The 18,857-nt window shown below is 72.2% G+C and carries 16 protein-coding genes; 4 read left to right on the forward strand and 12 right to left on the reverse strand.

Features of this window, described 5'->3' with window-relative positions:
* Positions 1-118 precede the first annotated feature (118 nt).
* Positions 119-2,644 carry a hypothetical protein gene (locus ACIBF7_RS31580; RefSeq protein WP_397198783.1) on the forward strand — a complete coding sequence of 842 codons (2,526 nt, stop codon included), beginning with the start codon at positions 119-121 and terminating at the stop codon, positions 2,642-2,644.
* Here the strand turns inward: ACIBF7_RS31580 and ACIBF7_RS31585 are convergent, their stop codons facing one another.
* From ACIBF7_RS31585 to ACIBF7_RS31600, 4 genes are all read right to left on the reverse strand, one after another.
* On the reverse strand, positions 2,645-3,298 hold the full coding sequence (locus ACIBF7_RS31585) for a DUF2461 domain-containing protein (protein ID WP_397198784.1): 654 nt from the start codon (positions 3,296-3,298) through the stop codon (positions 2,645-2,647).
* Between the two features lie 30 nt (positions 3,299-3,328).
* On the reverse strand, positions 3,329-4,120 hold the full coding sequence (locus ACIBF7_RS31590) for a polysaccharide deacetylase family protein (RefSeq protein WP_397198785.1): 792 nt from the start codon (positions 4,118-4,120) through the stop codon (positions 3,329-3,331).
* A gap of 30 nt (positions 4,121-4,150) precedes the next feature.
* Entirely contained in the window at positions 4,151-4,456 is a 306-nt protein-coding gene (locus ACIBF7_RS31595; RefSeq protein ID WP_148029533.1) for a hypothetical protein, read from the reverse strand.
* 93 nt (positions 4,457-4,549) lie between these two features.
* The gene (locus ACIBF7_RS31600; protein ID WP_219543725.1) at positions 4,550-5,125 is read right to left on the reverse strand and encodes a helix-turn-helix domain-containing protein; all 576 of its coding nucleotides are present in this window, start codon (positions 5,123-5,125) and stop codon (positions 4,550-4,552) included.
* A 92-nt stretch (positions 5,126-5,217) separates the two neighbouring features.
* On the opposite strand from ACIBF7_RS31600, the gene ACIBF7_RS31605 reads away from it, so the two are divergent.
* A complete protein-coding gene (locus ACIBF7_RS31605) occupies positions 5,218-6,051 on the forward strand; it encodes a DMT family transporter (protein ID WP_219543724.1) in 834 nt (277 codons plus the stop codon).
* Positions 6,052-6,072: 21 nt separating this feature from the next.
* Here ACIBF7_RS31605 and ACIBF7_RS31610 read toward each other — a convergent pair whose 3' ends face one another.
* Positions 6,073-6,657 carry a sigma-70 family RNA polymerase sigma factor gene (locus ACIBF7_RS31610; RefSeq protein WP_187280970.1) on the reverse strand — a complete coding sequence of 195 codons (585 nt, stop codon included), beginning with the start codon at positions 6,655-6,657 and terminating at the stop codon, positions 6,073-6,075.
* A 245-nt stretch (positions 6,658-6,902) separates the two neighbouring features.
* Here ACIBF7_RS31610 and ACIBF7_RS31615 point away from each other — a divergent pair, with 245 nt between their 5' ends.
* The gene (locus ACIBF7_RS31615) at positions 6,903-7,976 is read left to right on the forward strand and encodes a PLP-dependent cysteine synthase family protein (RefSeq protein WP_148029529.1); all 1,074 of its coding nucleotides are present in this window, start codon (positions 6,903-6,905) and stop codon (positions 7,974-7,976) included.
* Here the strand turns inward: ACIBF7_RS31615 and ACIBF7_RS31620 are convergent.
* The 6 genes from ACIBF7_RS31620 to ACIBF7_RS31645 all read right to left on the reverse strand — a co-directional run bounded on the left by ACIBF7_RS31620 (position 7,973) and on the right by ACIBF7_RS31645 (position 16,782).
* A complete protein-coding gene (locus tag ACIBF7_RS31620; RefSeq protein WP_397198786.1) occupies positions 7,973-9,565 on the reverse strand; it encodes a tetratricopeptide repeat protein in 1,593 nt (530 codons plus the stop codon). The two genes, ACIBF7_RS31615 and ACIBF7_RS31620, sit on opposite strands and share 4 nt — an antisense overlap.
* A 368-nt stretch (positions 9,566-9,933) precedes the next feature.
* Entirely contained in the window at positions 9,934-11,103 is a 1,170-nt protein-coding gene (ftsY, locus tag ACIBF7_RS31625; protein WP_148029527.1) for a signal recognition particle-docking protein FtsY, read from the reverse strand.
* A 53-nt stretch (positions 11,104-11,156) separates the two neighbouring features.
* Positions 11,157-14,948 (reverse strand): AAA family ATPase, encoded by a 3,792-nt coding sequence (locus ACIBF7_RS31630; RefSeq protein ID WP_397198787.1) that lies wholly within the window; start codon positions 14,946-14,948, stop codon positions 11,157-11,159.
* 202 nt (positions 14,949-15,150) lie between these two features.
* On the reverse strand, positions 15,151-15,345 hold the full coding sequence (locus ACIBF7_RS31635; protein ID WP_055505123.1) for a hypothetical protein: 195 nt from the start codon (positions 15,343-15,345) through the stop codon (positions 15,151-15,153).
* Between the two features lie 192 nt (positions 15,346-15,537).
* Positions 15,538-15,813 carry an acylphosphatase gene (locus ACIBF7_RS31640; RefSeq protein WP_148029525.1) on the reverse strand — a complete coding sequence of 92 codons (276 nt, stop codon included), beginning with the start codon at positions 15,811-15,813 and terminating at the stop codon, positions 15,538-15,540.
* A gap of 66 nt (positions 15,814-15,879) precedes the next feature.
* Positions 15,880-16,782 (reverse strand): LysR family transcriptional regulator, encoded by a 903-nt coding sequence (locus ACIBF7_RS31645; protein WP_148029524.1) that lies wholly within the window; start codon positions 16,780-16,782, stop codon positions 15,880-15,882.
* Positions 16,783-16,873: 91 nt separating this feature from the next.
* Between ACIBF7_RS31645 and ACIBF7_RS31650 the strand changes: the two genes are divergently transcribed.
* Entirely contained in the window at positions 16,874-18,064 is a 1,191-nt protein-coding gene (locus ACIBF7_RS31650; RefSeq protein ID WP_397198788.1) for an MFS transporter, read from the forward strand.
* Here the strand turns inward: ACIBF7_RS31650 and mutM are convergent.
* Positions 18,012-18,857 (reverse strand): bifunctional DNA-formamidopyrimidine glycosylase/DNA-(apurinic or apyrimidinic site) lyase, encoded by an 846-nt coding sequence (gene mutM / locus ACIBF7_RS31655; protein ID WP_148029522.1) that lies wholly within the window; start codon positions 18,855-18,857, stop codon positions 18,012-18,014. The two genes, ACIBF7_RS31650 and mutM, sit on opposite strands and share 53 nt — an antisense overlap.

Below are 18,857 nucleotides of genomic sequence, written 5' to 3' on the forward strand. Positions count from 1 at the left end.
GGATTGGCGGGCTTTTACGCTCCGGAAATAGACAGAAGATGTCAAGACCGGAGCAATGTAATCACACCGTTACCCCATCGGAGAGAACAATCGGCCGGGCGAGTGAATCATCCAGACTGTGGAGAGGCTCCGAGCTGTTGCCGGGTTCGGGCTGGCCGTCATATCGATGGGCGCCATCATCTGGTGCACCATGGCGGCGGAGCCCGTGCCTCCGGCTGCGGTCCCGCCCTCGATGCTGGAGGCCGACTCGTGGAACCTCCCCGCCACCCGCGCCGAGCCCGGCGTCGAGCGTGACCGCGAGGCGTTCACCGAGGTGACCATCGCCCCGGCGAGCGCCGCCGACCTGGCCGGCGTGCCCGAGGGGCGGCTGGACGAGCGCCGGCGTCAGGTGAAGGTGACGATCGTGCACCGGATGCTGATGGACTCCACCGACAGCCTGGCCGGCACGCTCCGGCAGGGGGCCGAGTTCCCGCGCGGCATGCGGCGCTTCACCGACGACGGGTTCGGCGCCGTCAAGGTGAACGGCACCGTGCTGGCTCCGGCCTCCCGGCTGCCGCCCCTGCTCACCACCGAGGACGGCCGCACCACCGTGCGCTTCACCGTGACGCTGCTGCGGCAGGTGCGTCCTGAAGAGCTCATGCGCGTCGACTTCAACGCCCCCACCGCCCGGCCGCTGCTGGTCGTCCACCGCAAGGTGACCCTGCTGCCCGGCGAGTGGACCGTGCTGCGGGCGGCCTCGATCGAGCCCGACCGGGAGGAGCGGCAGCGGCTGGAGTTCACCGTCGGCGTCTACCCCGTGAGCGTCACGCTCGCGCAGGGCTCCTACGGCTTCCCCGACGTGCGGGAGGAGGACGACTTCTCCTGGGCGACCGCGCTCGGCGCGCTCACCGCGGTCGTGCTGGCGGCGCTGCTGCTGCGCGCGCTCGGCGGCGAGTGGTGGCAGCGGACGGCCAACCGGGAGCTGGCCGCCGGGCTGGCCCTGGCCGTGCCGGTGGTGCTGCTGCCGGCCGTGGCGGAGGAGTTCACGCTGCCCGCGTACGTGATGCTGTTCGGCGGGCTGCCGCTGCTCGCGCTGCGCCACGCGGTCCAGGTGCTGCCGACCGGGCCGCAGTGGACGCCCCGTGACGCGCTCGGCGCGACCGGGGTGGGCGTCCTGCTGGCGGTCGGCATGCTGTCGTGGTCCTACCGCTACGGGCAGCTCCCCGGCGACACGCTGCTCACCGGGTCGGGTGTCGCCGCGGTCGCGGCCGCCGGGTCCGCGGTGGTGCTCAGCGCCGACCTCGGGGTGCGGATCGTGGTCGTGCGGCTGGCCGCCTTCGCGGCCGGCTCCGCGGTCGCGCTGCTGGCCCTGGCCCTGTGGGGCAAGGCGCTGGCCACCCAGGTCTACCCGCCCGACAGCGTCCGGCTGCTGCTGGCGTTCTGCTGGGCGCTGATCCCGGTGGCCGCCGTCGCCGTGGCCATCAAGCAGTGGACGCGCGGCGCGGCCGTGGTCGCCGTCGTGGTGAGCCTGATGGTGCAGGGCTGGCCGAGCGAGTGGCTCGACGCGGGCTCGTGGAGCCGCGAGGTGCCTGGCCGGGTCGTGCCCCACATCGGCGAGCTGGAGCTGACCCCGGCGGTGCGCGGGGTGATGGGACTGCTGCTGCTCGGGTTCCTGCTGCTGGTGCTCCGGCTCAGGCGGCTCGGCTCGGCCCTGGACGCGACGCGGAGCTCCGCCGCCGAGGCCACGATGATCATCTGCCTGATGGTCGCCTACCTGGCCCCGCAGGGCAGCGCCACGCTGGGCGACATCAACGTGCCGCTGCCGATGCTCTCGATCACCGCGCTCATCGCCTGGGTGACGGCGCGCTGGCTGCTGACCCATCCGCACCCGTCGGTCGTCGAGCCGGGCGACCAGGAGGAGCACCGCGAGCTGATCAGGTCCGCGCTGCACCGGCGGCTGCTGCTGGCCTCCGAGCAGGAGCTCTACCGCGCCGGCCGGGGCCGCATCGGCACCGGCGAGCTGTCCATGGAGGAGTTCGGCAGGCAGCGCGACGGACTCGACGCGGCGCTGCGCCGGCACGGCGGCCACCCCGAGACCGCCTTCGCCACCGCCGCGGGCTGCTCCCCCTGGCACAACGGCGTCTGCGGGTTCGTCGTCAGCCTGTTGCTGAGCCTGCCGTTCCTCATCGTGTTCGGGGTGCCCGCCGGGGCCGACCTGAGCAGCTTCGTGTTCGAGGCCCGCTCGGTGATCGCGCTGCCCGCGTTCGGCTTCCTGTTCGGCTACTTCTACCCGCGCGTCCGCGGCACCCAGCCGATGACGAAGGCGCTCCACCTGATGGCCGCCGCGCTGGCCACCGAGCTGTCCGGCTACCTGTCGGCCCTCGCGGAGCCCGACCTGGGCGCGATGGACAAGGTGCAGGTGGTGGCCATCATCGTGGGCAAGGTGGCGCTGGTCTCGATCGGGCTCGGCCTCTACTGGGAGTGGCGGATCATGCACCTGGCCGGCGAGCCGTGGGCCAGGGTGCGCAACGTCCGCAGCCTGCGCAGCCTCGCGACGCCGCTGCTGGCCATCGTGATCGCGGCGGTCACCACCGCCGCCACCTCGGCCGCGGGCCAGACCGTCGACCGCATCCTCAGGGGAGACGAGACCTCCCAGCAGCCCTGATCAGGGCCTGCGCGGCAGCTCGCTCCCCCGTACGTGCGCGCAGAGCCACTCGATCAGCGGCCGGAAGTCGCGCCAGCAGGCGCGCACCCGGTCGGCGGCCCGCGCGGTGTGCACCCACGGCTCCGGCTCGAACCGGCGGCTCGCGTAGAGCGACCTGTGGCGCAGCAGGTCGAGACGCGGATGGTCCTCCGGCACGCCGCGCGGCCGGGTCTTGAGCCGCTCGCCGCCGCGCTCGTAGCCGGCGGCGTCGAGCGCGGCCACCACGGTCTCCAGCGGCTTGCCGGTCTCGTCGTGGTCGACGGCCGCGCGGAAGCGGGCCACCTGGTCGGGCGCCTGCGAGAAGAGGCCGCCCGCGGCCTGGACGCCGGCCGCGCTGACCTCGGCGTAGAATCCGATGCCGGGCATCAGGTCGATGAAGACGCCCTGATGGGTCTTGTACGGCGACTTGTCCTTGGCGTAGCGGACGTCACGGTACGGGCGGAACAGCTTGGCGTCGCCGAACTCCTCGGCCAGCTCGTCGGCCAGGGCCAGCATCGGAGCCCGCACCGCTTCCTCGTACAGGTGCTTGTGGCGGGAGAAATAGGTCTTGGAGTTGTCCGCCTCAAGCCCTTCGTAGAACAGGAACGCCTCGTCCGGGATGCCGGTGAAACCCATGGCGCCCAGCCTGCCATGCCGGGCCCGCGGTCACGGCTTCGGCTCCGCCGCCAGGTAGCGCCGGCCCGGCTCCGGCGGCGTCTCGTACAGCTCGCTCACCGTCACCAGCCGGTAGCCCTTGCGGGTGAGCGTCTCGATGATCCGCGGGACCGCGTCGACGGTGGTGCGGTGGATGTCGTGCAGCAGCACCACCGAGCCGGGCCCGGCCCGGACCGCGCGCTTGGCCACGACGGCGGGCACCCGGTCGCGCCAGTCGTGGGTGTCGACGTTCCACAGGATCTGCGCCAGCCCGCGCCGCCGGGACTCCTCGGCGACCGTGCGGTCGGTGGACCCGTACGGCGGCCGCATCAGGTGCATGCGCACCCCGGTCACCGAGCGCACCAGGTCGCCGGTGCGCTGGAGCTCCTGGGCGATCAGCCGGCGCGGCAGGGTGGTGAGCTCGGTGTGGGTCCAGGAGTGGTTGCCGAGCTCGTGCCCCTCGCCGGTGATGCGACGCAGGAGGGCGGCCCCGCCGGGAGCGGCCACCATCTGGCCGACCACGAAGAACGTGGCCCGCGCGTCGTGCTCGCGCAGCACCCGGAGCAGCCTGCCGGTGTCGGCGCCCGGCCCGTCGTCGAAGGTGAGTGCCACGCACCGGCCGCACTCCGTGGGGCGGGCGGGCCAGTCGCGCTGCATCGAGGTCAGCCGCCTGGCCAGCGCCTCCGGGTCGGCGGAGGCAGCGGGGCGCTCCGGCGCGGCGAGGGGCACCCGTGCGGGCGGCTGGGCCGCGCATCCCGTCACCGCCGCCAGCACAAAGACCGGCGCCACCCCCCACGCGCGCATGTTCCCCCCGGTGGCACGCCAACGGGGGCATCACGGATAGTCGCCGGCAGGCCGCCCCCGCGAGTCCCTGACCAGCTCTTCCCACCATGATGGGATATCAGCCTGCAACTCCTTGTAGCGACGCGCCACTCTTAGGGCACATCCGGCCGGATCGGTACCGAGATGGCGGCGTTTCACCGGGCCTTCCCGCCAACGGTAGAACCCGTCCCGGTAGCGCACGACGAGCCCGATCCAGACGGAGAGGGTCACACCGTCGCCGATCTCGTACGAGGTGGTCACGCCCAGGCCGTGCAGCTCCGCTCGGAGCTTCTCCGTCACCGCGCGGGACTCACTCACCCATTACCCCCTGCCGACGGTCCGTCGCACACGAAGAGGTGTACCCACCCACAGCTCACAGTCGTCAAGAAGTTTCACAGCCGGGAGTCGGCGTCAGTGGTCCGCCACCTCGCGCGGCTCCGCCACGACCATGATGAACCGCAGCTCGCCGTCGCCTTCGTTGGCGTAGCGATGCGCCCTGTCGGCGGTGAAGAGCACCGCGTCGTCGGTGCCGATCACGTGGCTCTTGCCGTAGACCGTCAGGGTCAGCTCGCCCCGCAGCACGGTCAGCATCTCCCTGGTGCCCGCCGGGTGCGGGTCGCCGTCGTGGTGTTCGCCGGGCGCCAGCCGCCAGTCCCACAGCTCCAGGATCATCGGCGAGTCGGCGCCGACCAGCAGCCTGGCCCGCACGTCGCCCTGGTCGAAGGTGACCGCGTCGGCCTTGCCGACGATGCGGACCACCGGGACGTCGCCGACCTCGACCAGCCGGGCGACGGTCACGCCCAGGGCGGAGGCGATCCGGGTGAGGGTCGACACGCTCGGGTTGGTCCTCCCCTGCTCGACCTGGACGAGCATGCCCCGGCTGACGCCTGACCGGGCGGCCAGCGCGTCCAGGGTGAGCCCGCGATGGGCCCGCTGGGCGCGCACGTTGCTGGCGATGGCCTGGGTGATCAGCTCGGTGTTCTCCACCCTTGTGCAGTGTAGTGGAAAGAGTTTGCACCACAGTGCACTCTGTGTGGTGTACTAGGAGTGCAATATATTGAACCAAGGGATGGTGAAACGTGATCGCGGTGATCCTCGCGACCGCCAGCGCGGTGGTCTACGGCACGGCCGACTTCTTCGGCGGCCTGGCCACCCGACGATCGCGGGTGCTCGCCGTGGTCGCGCTCTCCCAGCTGGCCGGGCTCGCGCTGATCCTGGCCCTGCTGCCCGCGCTGCCCGGTGCCTTCGACGGCCGGGCCGTGCTCTGGGGGCTCGGCGCCGGGCTGTCGGGCGCCGCCGGCCTGGTGCTGTTCTACCGGTCGCTGGCCACCGGCGTGATGTCCGTGGTGGCGCCGACCACCGCCGTGACCTCCGCGGCGCTGCCCGTCGGGTTCGGGCTCCTCCAGGGTGAGCGTCCCGAGGCCACGGCGCTGCTCGGGGTGGCGCTCGGGCTGGGCGCGGTGCTCCTCATCAGCCAGGACCGGTCCGGGAGCGCGAGCGGGTCGGCGAGTTCGGTGCTCACGGCGCTGGCCGCCGGCGCGGGGTTCGGCGGCTTCTTCATCCTGCTCGCCATGGCCTCGGCGGAGTCCGGGCTCTGGCCGCTGGCCGGCGCCCGGGTCTCGTCCATCAGTCTGGTGCTCCTGCTCGCGCTGGCCACCCGGCGGGCGCTGAAGCCGGCGTCCGGCTCGCTGGGCGTCATCGTCGCCGCGGGGGTCCTCGACATGGCCGCCAACGTGCTCTACCTGCTGGCCCAGCGGCAGGGCATGCTGAGCCTCGTGGCGGTGCTGGTCTCTCTCTACCCGGCCAGCACGCTGCTGCTGGCCAGGCGGGTGCTCGGCGAGCGGCTGCACGCGATCCAGCTCGCCGGCGTGGCATGCGCGCTGGGCGCGGTGGCGCTCATAGCCGTCGCGTAACACGCGGGCGGCTCCGCGACCTCAGGCCGCGCTCGGCGCGGCCTCGCGGACCGCGCCCTCCTCCCGGGCGTACTCCTCCAGCATGCCGCGCAGCTGCCTGCGCCCCCGGTGCAGGCGGGACATCACGGTGCCGATGGGCGTGCCCATCCGCTCGGCGATCTCCTTGTAGGCGAACCCCTCGACGTCGGCGAGGTAGACCGCCACCCGGAAGTCCTCGGGCAGCGAGCGCAGCGCGTTCATCACCACGCTGTCGGGCAGCCGGTCGAGCGCCTCGGTCTCGGCCGAGCGCAGACCGGTCGAGGTGTGGGACTCGGCGGCGTGCAGCTGCCAGTCCTCGATGTCCTCGGCGGCCGACAGCTTGGGCGAACGCTGCTTCTTGCGGTAGTCGTTGATGAAGTTGTTGGTGAGGATCCGGTGCAGCCAGGCCTTGAGGTTGGTGCCCTCGCGGAACTGGTGGTAGGACGTGAAGGCCTTGGCCACGGTCTCCTGCACCAGGTCCTCGGCATCGGCGGTGTTACGGGTCAGACGCATGGCGGACGCGAACAGCTGCGACGTCACGGGCACGACATCGCGCTCGAACCAGTCTTGACGCTGCTCTTCGGTCATCGTGATCAAATCATTCCCCCTTGCGCTATCCCCCGTTCGGCACCAGCCGACTGACAGCGGTTCCATCGTCGCAGGCCCCGCGTAAGGGCCGCGTTAGGGGTTCCGCGCTGGTCAGAGAGGTGAACAGTCCCTGTGCTCGCGGCGTGCGACATCACGTCCACGGCTGGACAAGTTTCATAATCATAACATCATCCGCTCAATTTCGTGGAAAATGTGGCGGGAATCACATGGGATAGCGTATGGGCATGGATTTCGTGGACCGCCACGCTCCGGCGACACGCCAATGGGTGGCCGAGGCCGTCCGCAAGGTGGAGGCCGACGCCAACCGGAGTTGTGATACGCACCTGCACGTGTTCCCGCTTCCCTCGGAGTGGGAGGTAAACCTCTACCTGAAAGACGAGTCGGTGCACCCCACCGGTTCACTCAAACACCGGCTCGCCCGGTCTCTTTTCCTGTACGGCCTGGCCAACGGGTGGATCGGCCCCACGACCACGATCGTGGAGGCGTCCAGCGGTTCGACCGCGGTCAGCGAGGCCTACTTCGCCCGGTTGCTCGGGCTGCCGTTCATCGCGGTCATGCCGGCCGCCACCTCGCCCGAGAAGATCCACCTGATCGAGTTCTACGGCGGCAAGTGCCACCTGGTCGGCGATCCGGGCGCGATCTACGAGGAGTCCCGCCGGCTCGCGGCCGAGACCGGCGGCCACTTCATGGACCAGTTCACCTACGCCGAACGGGCGACCGACTGGCGGGGCAACAACAACATCGCCGAGTCGATCTTCGACCAGATGCTCATGGAGCCGCACCCCGAACCCACCTGGATCGTGGTCGGCGCCGGCACCGGCGGCACCAGCGCGACGATCGGCCGCTTCATCCGCTACCGCCGCTACCCGACACGCCTGGCCGTCGCCGACGTGGAGGGCTCGGCCTTCTACCCCGGCTGGGTCTCCGGCGACCCCGAGGTCACCGCCCCGGGTTCACGGATCGAGGGCATCGGCCGGCCGCGCGTCGAGCCGTCGTTCCTGCCGACGGTGATCGACCGTATGATCGCGGTGCCCGACGCCCGCTCGATCGCCGCCATGCACTGGGTGCGTGAGGTCACCGGCCGCGACGTGGGCGGCTCGACCGGCACCAACGTCGCCGCCTGCGTGGAGCTGATCAAGGAGATGCGCGGCGCCGGGGAGCGCGGCAGCATCGTCACGCTGATCTGCGACAGCGGCGACCGCTACCGCGGCACCTACGGCAACCCCGCCTGGCTGGCCGGCCAGGGCCTCGACATCGAGCCCCATCTCGCCGACCTGCGCGCCTTCCTGCCGTCCTAGGCGAGCTCGGCCAGGGCCTCGCCGATCTGGTCGTCCTCGGGAGCGAGGGCGGCGGCGTGCCGGAGGTCGGCGCGCGCCGCCTCCAGGTCGCCGAGCGAGCGCAGCGCGTAGGCCCGGTTGAACCGCACCTCGGCCCCGTCCTCCAGCTCGACCGCCCTGGTCAGGTCGGCCACCGCCGCGTGCGCGTCGCCCTCCTCGAACGCCAGCGCCCCGCGCCCGGCCCAGGCCGCGGCCAGCTCCGGCGCCCGTTCCAGCGCCGAGTCGAACGCCTTGCGCGCGCCCACCAGGTTGCCCTGCGCCGTCTCGATCTGCCCCAGCACGCTGAGCAGGAACGGGTTGCCCGGATCCCGCTCGACGTCCGCCTTGGCCCGGTCGAACTCGTCCATGGCCACCAGCAGCCCGGCCCGGTTGACGTACGCGTCGGTGAAGCCGGGATCCAGCTCGACCGCGTGGTCCAGGTCGGCCAGCGCGCCCGCCAGGTCGCCGCGCGCGTACCGCACCTCCGAGCGGTTGTAGTACGGCTCGGGGAAGGGCGGCCCGGCCCGCATGGCGCTCTCGTAGTCGGCCTCCGCCTCGTCCAGCCGCCCCAGCCTGTATCGCAGGTTGCCCCGGTCCACGTAGTAGTCGGGATAGCCGGGATCGGCCGCGACGGCGGCGTCCAGGTCGGCCAGCGCCGCCTCCGGGTCGCCGAGCACGGCCAGCAGCTGCGCCCGGTTGGCCCGCAGCACCAGCCGGTGGATCGGATGGCCCGGCGCCAGGTCGCGCTCGCCCAGGTCGATGGCCTCCTGGACGAGCCGCATCGCCTCGCCGGCGCGGCCCAGGCGGACCTGCACGAGCGCCTTGCCGTTCAGGTCGAAGCCCAGGTGGAACGCCCGCTCGCGCCGGTCGGGCAGCAGCGAGGTGAGCGCGACCGCCTGGTTGATCCAGGCCAGCGCCTCCTCAGGGTCCCGCCTGCCGGGGTCGTGGTGCCTGACCAGCAGCATCGCGGTCGCGTACGCGGCGGTCGCGAGGTTCTTGGGGTCGGTGCTCGCCCGCCGGCCGCGGTCGAGCAGCTCGCGCGCCTCGTCCTCGCGGTCGAGCGCGGCCAGCGCGGTGGCGGCCCGGTGCGCGAGCGTCCACCACTGCGCGCCGCCTTCCGGCAGCGTGGGCAGCAGCGCCGCCCCGGCCTCGGCCATCGCGTGGTGGAAGCCCTCGTTGCGGTATCGGTCCAGCTCGGGCCCGAGCGCGTACGAGGGAGCCGGGTGCGAAGGCCCGGACGGCTCGCGGACGATCGCCAGGCCGGGCACCCGCCGTTCGAGCACGTCCAGCAGCTGGAGGTCGGTGGGGTCGGCGTGCGCGGTGTTGGCGACCCGCAGCTCCATCGGCCCCGCGGCCGTCAGATGACCGCGGACGAACTCCGCCAGCCCGTTCGCCAGCCGCAGCGTGCGCAGCGGCGCGGGCACCAGGATGCGCTCACCCTGGGGCAGCCGGTCGGCCAGCGTCACCCGCCGGGCGGGCACCCGGTCGCGCAGCGCGGGCGCCACCGTCCTGATCTCGATGTCGTAGGCGGCGATCAGCTCGTCCCCCGCCTCGGGGACGAGCGCGTGCATGAGCGCGGCTCCGAAGGTGTAAGGGCCCCGGAGACCACGATGGGCGTCGAAAATGATCCTTTTCAGAATCGTCGCTCCCCTGGCGAGCAGAAAACACCGCAATCACGGTCCGAAAAACCGGATCGCGAGAAAAAGCGGGAGCGGCGCCCCCGTCCGCTGGCGCCGCGCCCTCTGCCATGGAGGAGGTCAGGCGGCGTGCTTCGGCGTCGCCGCCCCGGCCAATTTGACGGTCCCCGGCTTATGGACCACGACCTTCTTCATGTTCGGCCTTTCCCGATCAATGACAGACAGATCGTCCAATATCAACACGGCTTCCGTCGGACGACAAGAGCTAACGTGAAAAGGATTATTTCCTAATCAGTGACCTTTTAGTCGCCAAGGATGGCCTCCACGAACACCTCGGGGTCGAACGGCGCCAGATCGTCCGGCCCCTCGCCCAGACCCACCAGCTTGACCGGGACGCCCAGCTCCCGCTGGACGGAGATCACGATGCCGCCCTTGGCCGTGCCGTCGAGCTTGGTCAGCGCGATGCCGGTGATGTTGACCACCTCGGCGAACACCTGGGCCTGGCGCATGCCGTTCTGGCCCGTGGTCGCGTCGAGGACGAGCAGCACCTCGTCGACGGTCGCCTTCTTCTCGATGACCCGCTTGACCTTGCCCAGCTCGTCCATCAGGCCGGTCTTGGTGTGGAGGCGGCCGGCCGTGTCGACGATCACCACGTCGGCCTTCTCCTCCATGCCCCTGGCGGTCGCGTCGAACGCCACCGAGGCCGGGTCGCCGCCCTCGGGGCCGCGCACCACGTCGGCCCCCACCCGGTCGCCCCAGGTCTGCAGCTGGTCGGCGGCCGCGGCGCGGAAGGTGTCGGCCGCGCCGAGCACGACCTTCTTGCCGTCGCCGACCAGCGAGCGGGCCAGCTTGCCGGTGGTGGTCGTCTTGCCGGTGCCGTTGACGCCCACGACCAGCACCACCGCCGGCCGCTCGCCGTGCTTGGCGATGTGGAGGCCGCGGTCGAGGTCGGGGTTGATCTGGATGAGCAGCTGCTCGCGCAGCAGCTCGCGGACCTCCTGAGGGCTGCGGCTCCCGAGCACCTTGACCTTGGTGCGCAGCTCCTCGACCATGGCCTGGGTCGGCGCGACGCCGACGTCGGCCGTGATCAGCCGCTCCTCGATCTCGTCCCACACCTCGTCGTCGAGGCGGTCGCGGGACAGCAGCTCCAGCAGGCCGCGGCCGAGCGCGCTCTGCGACTTGGCCAGCCGGGAGCGCAGCCGCACCATCCGGCCGGCCGACGGCGGCGGCACCTCCAGCTCGGGCGCCTTGACCATCGGCTCGGCGGGCTTGGCCGGCGGCGGAATGGTCGTGGTCGCGCCTTCGGCCTCCTCCGCCGGGGGCCGCTTCTCCTCCTCCTCGGGAAGAGGCGGTGCCTCCGGAGGCGGCGGCGGGGCCGCCTTGCCTCCCGGCCGGAAGAGCAGGAACAGGCCACCTGCCGCGATGAGGGCGACAAGGACCACGATCACGATCACGCCGAGGTAACCATCCACAAGATGTCAGTTTTCCAGATGGACCGGCATGGTCAGGACCAAGGGCGCGCCGATCAGGCGGGCTCTCGCTCCCGCAGGCGCTGGCTGACCACCTGCGTCACACCGTCACCGCGCATCGACACGCCGTAGAGCGCGTCGGCTATCTCCATCGTGCGCTTGTTGTGGGTGATGACGATCAGCTGCGAGCTCTGCCGCAGCTCCTCGAAGAGCTTCAGCAGCCGCTGGGTGTTGGTGTCGTCGAGCGCGGCCTCGACCTCGTCCATCACGTAGAACGGCGACGGCCGCGCCTTGAAGATCGAGATCAGGAACGCCACCGCCGTCAGCGACCGCTCGCCGCCCGACAGCAGCGACAGCCGCTTGACCTTCTTGCCCGGCGGCCTCGCCTCGACCTCGATGCCGGTGGTGAGCATGTCGCCGGGCTCGGTGAGCACCAGCCGGCCCTCGCCGCCGGGGAAGACCCGGGTGAAGATCTGCTCGAACTCGCGCGCCACGTCCTCGTAGGCGGAGGCGAACATCAGCTCCACCCGCTCGTCGACCTCCTTGACCACGGTCAGCAGGTCGCGCCGGGTCTTCTTCAGGTCCTCCAGCTGGGAGTTGAGGAAGGCGTGGCGCTCCTCCAGCGCCGCGAACTCCTCCAGGGCCAGCGGGTTGACCTTGCCGAGCTGGTTCATCTGCCGCTCGGCGGTGCGGGCCCGCTTCTCCTGCTCCTCGCGCACGTACGGGACGGGCGGGTCCCCCGGCACCTGAGCGGCGGGGCCGTACTCGGCGACCAGGGCCTCCGACTCCACTCCGAACTCGTCCATCGCCCGCCGCTCCAGCTGCTCCAGGCGCATGCGCTGCTCGGTGCGGGCCACCTCGTTGCCGTGGACGCGGTTGACCAGCTTGTCGAGCTCCTGGCCCAGCTCGCGGACGCGCAGGCGGACCTGCTTCAGCTCGGCGTCGACGGCCACCCTGGCCAGCTCGGCCTCGTCGCGCTCGCGGGCGGCCAGCCCGACGGAGCCGGCCAGGGCTGTCAGGACCCTCTTGGCTCCCGCGCTGACGGCCTGGGCGACCGCCGCCTGCTCACGCCTCCTGGCGCGCTGAGCGGCCGCCTGGGCGCGTTCCTGGCGTTCGCGCTGCGCCGCCCGCAGCAGGCCGTCGGCGCGGCCCTCCATGCCCTTGACGCGTTCCTCGGCGGTGCGGACCTGCAGGCGGCTCTCCATCTCGCGCCGGCGGGCGGTCTCGGACACCGTGGCGAGCTCGTCGCGCCGGTCGGTGGTCGGCTCGCTCTCCAGCTCCTGCGCGTATTCGGCCTCCGCGAGCCGGATCTCCAGCTCGGACAGCTCCTCCAGGCCCTCGGCGCGGGCCTCCTGCGCGGCGGCGACGCTCCGGCCGAGGCGCTCGGCCTCGTCGCGGGCGGCCTGGGCGGCGGCCTCCAGCTGGGCCAGCCGCCTGGCGACCGCCGCGGTGGCCTGGTCGGCCTCCCGCTGACGGGCCCTGACCTGGTCGAGCATGCCCTGGGCCGCGTTCGCCTGCCCCTGGGCGGCGCCGGCGGCGGACTGCGCCTCGCTCACCGCGGCCTGCGCGGCCTCCAGAGCCGCCTGGGCGGCGTGCTCGGCCGCGACCGCCTCCTCCAGCCCCGCGGCCGTCTCGCCCGCGCGTGTCCCGGCGTCCTCCAGATCGGCGACGGCGTCGTCGAGCGCCGCCCTGACCTGCAGCACGGACGTGCCGCCCTCGGACCCGCCGGCGGCGACGTGCGCCCCCACCAGGTCGCCGCCCGTCGTGACGGCCCGCAGCCCCGGATGCTCCTCGGCCACCCGGCGCGCGGTCTCGAGGTCGGCCACCACCACGACCCCCGCCAGCACCCGGTCCAGCGCCGCCCGCAGATGCGCGGGCACGGTGACGAGCTGAGCCGCCCACCGCCCCCCACCCGGCGCCTCCCCCGCTCCACCGTCACTCACGCCTTCGCCGCTCTCCGGATACGCGGAAAGCACCTCGGAACCGCCTGGCCCGGCACCGCCGTTCTCCCCGGTCGCGGAGAGCGCCACGGCGCTCCCGCGGACGGAGGGCGTGTCGTCGGGGGCCGCCACCAGGAGGGTGGCCTGGCCGGCGTCCTTGACGCGCAGCAGCTCCAGGGCGTTCACCGCGGTGGCGACCGACTTGACGGCGATGGACTCGGCGACCGGCCCGAGCGCCGCCGCGACGGCCGGCTCCGCACCGGGGGTGACCTGCATGACCGCCGCCAGCGGGCCGAGCACGCCCGCCAGGTCGGTCTCCAGCAGGGCCGCGCCCCCGTCGCCCTTGGCCAGGCCCAGCTCCAGGGCGTCGCGCCGGGCGCGCAGCGCCGCCACGGCCTGCTGGGCCTCCTGGTCGGCGGACCTCGCCGTGCCGACGGCCGCTCGCGCGGCCCTGAGCGCCGCTCGCGGGCCCTCCAGCGCGGCCTCGGCGCTCATGACGGCGGCCCGCGCTTCTTCTGCGGCCGCCCTGGCCTGCTCGACCCGCTCCTGGGCGGTGGCGAGCTCCTCGGCCAGCGCCGGATCGATCTCGGGCTGCTCCAGCCGCTGCGCCTCCAGCTCCTCGCGGGCCAGCCGCTCGCGCTCGACGGCCCCGGCCACCGACCGCTCCAGCCGCCCGATCTCCTCCTCGGCGGCCCGTGTCCGGCTCCGTACGGAGTCGACCTGGCCGCGCAGCTTGGCCAGGCCCTCGCGGCGGTCGGCGGCGGCCCTGGCGGCCATCGCCAGCCGGCGCTCCTCGGCGGCCAGCTCCGCCTCGGCGTCGGACCGCTGCTGCACCGCCTCCTCCAGCAGCTCCTGGGCCTGCTCCAGCTCGGCGCGCAGGATCAGCTCGCGCTCGCGGACCTCGGCCGCCTCGCGTTCGAGGTCTTCGGGGTCGCGGCCGCGGCGCTCGATGGCGGCGGCGTCGAGCGCGTGGCGGTGGCGTTCGGCGGCGAGCTGTTCCAGTCCGGAGATGCGCTCGCGCAGGGAGGACAGCCGGAAAAAGGTCTCCTGGGCGGCGGCCAGGCGCGGCTGGGTCTCGGCCTCGGCCGCGTCGAGCGCGGTCTCGCGCTCCTGGGCCTCGGCCAGCGCGGTCTCCACCTGGGAGCGCCTGGTCAGCACCGCGGCCTCGTCGGCGGCCTCGCGCTCCAGCCTGGCCCGCAGCGTGCAGACGTCGTCGGCGAGCAGCCGCAGCCGGGCGTCGCGCAGGTCGGCCTGGATGACGGCGGCCTTGCGGGCGATCTCGGCCTGGCGGCCCAGGGGCTTGAGCTGGCGGCGCAGCTCGGTGGCGAGGTCCTGGACGCGGGTCAGGTTGGCCTGCATCGCGTCGAGCTTGCGCAGCGCCTTCTCCTTGCGCTTGCGGTGCTTCAGCACGCCCGCGGCCTCTTCGATGAACGCCCGCCGGTCTTCGGGCCCGGCGTGCAGCACGGCGTCGAGCTGGCCCTGGCCGACGATGACGTGCATCTCGCGGCCGATGCCGGAGTCGGACAGCAACTCCTGGATGTCGAGCAGCCGGCAGGTGTCGCCGTTGATCGCGTACTCGCTCTGCCCGGACCGGAACATCAGCCGGCTGATCGTCACCTCGGTGTAGTCGATGGGCAGCGCGCCGTCGGTGTTGTCGATGGTGAGCGTGACCTCGGCGCGGCCGAGCGGCGGCCTGGACGAGGTGCCGGCGAAGATGACGTCCTCCATCTTGCCGCCGCGCAGCGACTTGGCGCTGTGCTCGCCCATCACCCAGGCGAGGGCGTCGACGACGTTGGACTTGCCGGAGCCGTTGGGACCGACCACACAGGTGATGCCGGGCTCGAAACGCAGGGCGGTCGCGGAGGCGAAGGACTTGAATCCGCGCAGCGTGAGGGTCTTCAAATACAAGCGCGGACCCCCTTCTCCCTGGACGGACTCCGGGAAAGACTACTGGTCCCGACTGCCCGTCGCTCGCGGGTGCAGTCGAGACCAGCCGGATCCCTGTCGAGAAGGTACGAAACTGTCTCGAATCAGAACATTATGTCGAATTGAACCAAATAACGAGGGACGCCTCTCCGAGACGTCCCTGGATCTTGCGCTCCGATCACTCTCAGGTGAGTGCCGGCTCGCGCTCCTGCATGCGACTGAGCGCCTCATCGCGGGTTTGCGCCGCAAGAGCGTCATTCTGGGCCTGGAGTCGGATGAGTTCTGCCTCCAGGTCACGGATGCGCTGCTGCAGGCGACGCATCTCCGAGACCATACGAGGGTCAGGACCGCCGACGTGGCCGAGTAGAGCCTTCGCCATGGTAAAGGGTCCTCCACGCTGAGTGACCAGACTGGTTCGCGCACTTCTTTATTCCGCGGGAGGGGTGCGCGTGGTACCTAACAAGAGTCGCACCGGCAGTGTGGGCGGTCAAGTCGAAGCGACTGTTGGAACCCACCCGCAGGCACTCCCGACATATAACTATACCCTATTTGCGCGGTTTAACGAAACCGCCTACCTCTCCACAAAACCGCCCAAACTACCTCGGGGTTCGCTCCAACGTTCCACTACTCCATCGACTCTTCCCGGCGTGTCGCAACCTCGGAGCAGCTCCAGGAGCTTGACGCAGGCGTCGCGCGGCCCTTCGGCCACGACCTCCACCCGGCCGTCGTCGGTGTTCCTGGCCCATCCTGCCAGGCCGAGCTCCAGCGCCCTGGCTCTGGTCCACCAGCGGAACCCGACTCCCTGCACCCGTCCGCGCACCCAGGCCGTCAGCCGTACGTCGTCCATATCACCCGCTGTGTCTCGACCAGTGTCCTCAGCCGCGTCTCCTGCGGCTCCTCCCGCGCCGGGCCGTCAAGCCACCATCGGCCCGGCCACCGCCGCTTGCCCGGCCGCCGCGGCGCCGAACGCCCGGATCACCGCTGTTTCCGCCTCCTTGACCCAGGCCAGCCCGAGTATCGACGGAGGCAGCCCGGTGACGGGCACGAAGCTCACGTCGGGGCGCCGGTGGTGAGCGGCCGTCGGCGCGCAGAACAGCATGCCACCCCGGCCGAGCGCCACCTGGGTCAGCCCCTCCTGACCGGTGGACACCGTACCCGCCCTGGGGATCACCCGCCCGCGCGGGGTCAGGGAGGGCGTGATCCGCTCCAGCCAGGCGCGGGGCGCGGGGCCGTCGAGCCCGATCAGGCGGATGCCGGCCAGTTCCTCCGCGTCGATCCCGGCCCGCCCGGCCCACGGATGACGGACGGATACGCCGAGCTCGTAGGAGACCCGGTTCAGGGCCTCACCCGTGGCCAGGTCAGGCTCGTCCACCGGCAGCAGCGTGAACGCGAGATCGATCCGCCCCTCCCGTAGCCTCCCGAACGGGTCGGAGAGCGGGATCTCCACCAACTCGACCTCGCACCCGGGATGGCGGCTCTCGAAAGCCCGCACGCTGCCCGTGACGACGTCTGTGGGACTGGCCAGGAACCCCACCCTGAGCACGCCGGTGACCTCCCGGGCGGCCGCCTTCGCCCGGCCCACCGCGCTCGCCAGACCGTCGTAGGCGGGCCGCAGATCGGACAGGAAACGCTCGCCGAGAGGCGTGAGGCGCACCCGCCTGCTGGTCCGGTGGAACAGCCTGGCGCCGATCCGGCTCTCAAGCGAGCGCATGAGCTGGCTCACCCGGCCCGGCGACAGGTAGAGACGCTCCGCCGTACGGGCGAAATGCAGCTCCTCGCTGAGCACGACGAAGCACTCCAGCTCTTTGAACTCCATCCCATCCTCCGCTGATCGCTTAACCTGACTCAACCAAGCCTTCGGCCTTCGTCATTGTTCCCGGGACGGGCCGGCGGCGAGTCTGAGCGGCATGACGACGACCGTTGAGCCCGCCTCCGAATCCGCCGCCGACCGGGCGCGGTGGCTCGCCGTGACCTCCTTGGCGGCGGGCACCTTCATCCTCGTGACCAGCGAGATGCTGCCCGTCGGCCTGTTGACGTCGATCGGGTCCAGCCTGGGCGTGTCCGACGGCACCGCCGGCCTGATGATGACCGCGCCCGGCCTGGTCGCCGCCGTCGCGGCGCCCGTGCTGGCGATCACCACCCGGCGGCTGGACCGGCGCGTCACGCTGCTGGGGCTGATGGCCCTGCTGGGGGTCGCCAACCTGGCGGGCGCGCTGGCCCAGGACTATCCGTTCATGCTGGCCGCCCGGGTGCTGACGGGAGTGAGCATCGGCGGGTTCTGGGCCTTCGCGGCCGCTCTCGGGCCGCGGCTGGTGCCGGACCGGTTCGTCGGCCGGGCCACGTCGATCATCCTGTCGGGCGTGTCCGTGGCGTCCGTGCTGGGCGTGCCGGCGGCGGCGTTCCTCTCCTCGTTCGCGGACTGGAGAGCGGCGTTCGCCGCCCTGGGGGTGGCCGCGCTTGCCCTGGTCGCCCTGCTGGCCGCGACGCTCCCGCCGCTGCCCGGCGAACCGCCCACCAAGCCCGGCCCGTCCGGGGCCGCGGCGGGTGGCACAGGGAAGCTCTCACGGCCGCTCAAGGTGGTTCTCGTCCTGACCGTGCTGATCGTGTCCGGCCACTTCGCCGCCTACACCTACGTACGGCCGTTCCTGGAGCAGGTAGCGGGCGCGGGTCCCGCCTTCGTCGGCGCGGCGCTCCTCCTGTACGGCGCCGCGGGCGTGGCGGGAAACTTCGCAGCGGGCGCGCGGGCGGCGGCAAGGCCCAGGGCCGTGCTCGTCACCCTGGCCGCGCTCATGGCCGTCGCCACCGCGGCGCTGCCGCTGATCGACCTGCCCCTGGCCGCGCTGGTGGTGTGGGGCGTGGGTTACGGCGGCGTGGGCGTGACCCTGCAGCTGTGGATCATGCGGTCGGGCGGCGGCGAGCTCGGCACCGCGCTCTTCGTCTGCGCCTTCAACGTCTCCATCGCGCTCGGCGCGTTCGCCGGCGGCCGGGTGGCGGACGGGGTCTCCGTCGCCGCGGTGATGTGGCTGGGAGCGGCGCTCGCCGCCGTCAGCGTGGCCGTCGCTGGCATCGGGGGCAGAAGTAGGAGGAGCGGTTCATGAACGGCTCGCGCCTGATCGGGGTGCCGCAGCGCGAGCAGGGCTGGTCCTGCCTCCCGTAGACCTCCAGCGAGCGGTCGAAGTAGCCGCTCTCGCCGTTGACGTTGACGTAGAGGCTGTCGAAGGACGTGCCGCCCTGCAGCAGCGCGGCGCCCATGACCTGGCGGACCGCCGCCAGCAGCTCGGTGATCTTGGGGCGTGTCAGTGTGTTGGTGGGCCGCGCCCAGTGGAGGCGGGCCAGCCAGAGCGCCTCGTCGGCGTAGATGTTGCCGACGCCGCTGATCAGCGACTGGTCGAGCAGCGCCCGCTTGATCTCGGTCCGCTTCCCGCGCAGGCCGGCGGCGAAGCGGGCGTCGTCGAAGGCCTCCTCGAACGGATCGGGCGCGATGTGCGTGATCGGCTCAGGCACGCCGGCGACCAGCGGGCTGACCATGATGTGGCCGAACGTCCGCTGGTCGACGAAGCGCAGGTCGGGGCCGCCGTCACGGAAGCGGATCCGCACCCGCAGATGCTTCTCCGGCGGCGCGTCCCGCTCCACCACGAGCAACTGGCCGCTCATCCCGAGATGGGCCATCAGCGCGTCCTCGTCGCCCGACAGCGGCAGCCAGAGATACTTGCCGCGCCGCTCGGCCGAGACCAGCGTGCGGCCGCGCAGCCGCGCAGCCAGCTCCAGGGCCCCGGGCAGGTGGCGCCTGATCGCGCGGGGATGGAGCACCTCGGTCGAGTCGATCTCCCGCCCGATCACCCACTGTCGCAGGCCGCGGCGGACGACCTCGACCTCGGGCAGCTCCGGCAA

This window comes from Nonomuraea sp. NPDC050478 (assembly GCF_044458265.1).
Taxonomy (GTDB): Bacteria; Actinomycetota; Actinomycetes; order Streptosporangiales; family Streptosporangiaceae; genus Nonomuraea; species Nonomuraea ferruginea.

What these genes read in the sequence shown, in the direction of transcription:
- ACIBF7_RS31610 (WP_187280970.1), bottom strand. Translation starts at nt 6,657, where the DNA reads ATGACCGAAGAGCAGCGTCAAGACTGGTTCGAGCGCGATGTCGTGCCC.
- ACIBF7_RS31650 (WP_397198788.1), top strand. Translation starts at nt 16,874, where the DNA reads ATGACGACGACCGTTGAGCCCGCCTCCGAATCCGCCGCCGACCGGGCG.
- ACIBF7_RS31590 (WP_397198785.1), bottom strand. Translation starts at nt 4,120, where the DNA reads ATGCGCGCGTGGGGGGTGGCGCCGGTCTTTGTGCTGGCGGCGGTGACG.
- ACIBF7_RS31635 (WP_055505123.1), bottom strand. Translation starts at nt 15,345, where the DNA reads ATGGCGAAGGCTCTACTCGGCCACGTCGGCGGTCCTGACCCTCGTATG.
- ACIBF7_RS31615 (WP_148029529.1), top strand. Translation starts at nt 6,903, where the DNA reads ATGGATTTCGTGGACCGCCACGCTCCGGCGACACGCCAATGGGTGGCC.
- ACIBF7_RS31585 (WP_397198784.1), bottom strand. Translation starts at nt 3,298, where the DNA reads ATGGGTTTCACCGGCATCCCGGACGAGGCGTTCCTGTTCTACGAAGGG.
- ACIBF7_RS31640 (WP_148029525.1), bottom strand. Translation starts at nt 15,813, where the DNA reads ATGGACGACGTACGGCTGACGGCCTGGGTGCGCGGACGGGTGCAGGGA.
- ACIBF7_RS31620 (WP_397198786.1), bottom strand. Translation starts at nt 9,565, where the DNA reads ATGCACGCGCTCGTCCCCGAGGCGGGGGACGAGCTGATCGCCGCCTAC.
- ACIBF7_RS31645 (WP_148029524.1), bottom strand. Translation starts at nt 16,782, where the DNA reads ATGGAGTTCAAAGAGCTGGAGTGCTTCGTCGTGCTCAGCGAGGAGCTG.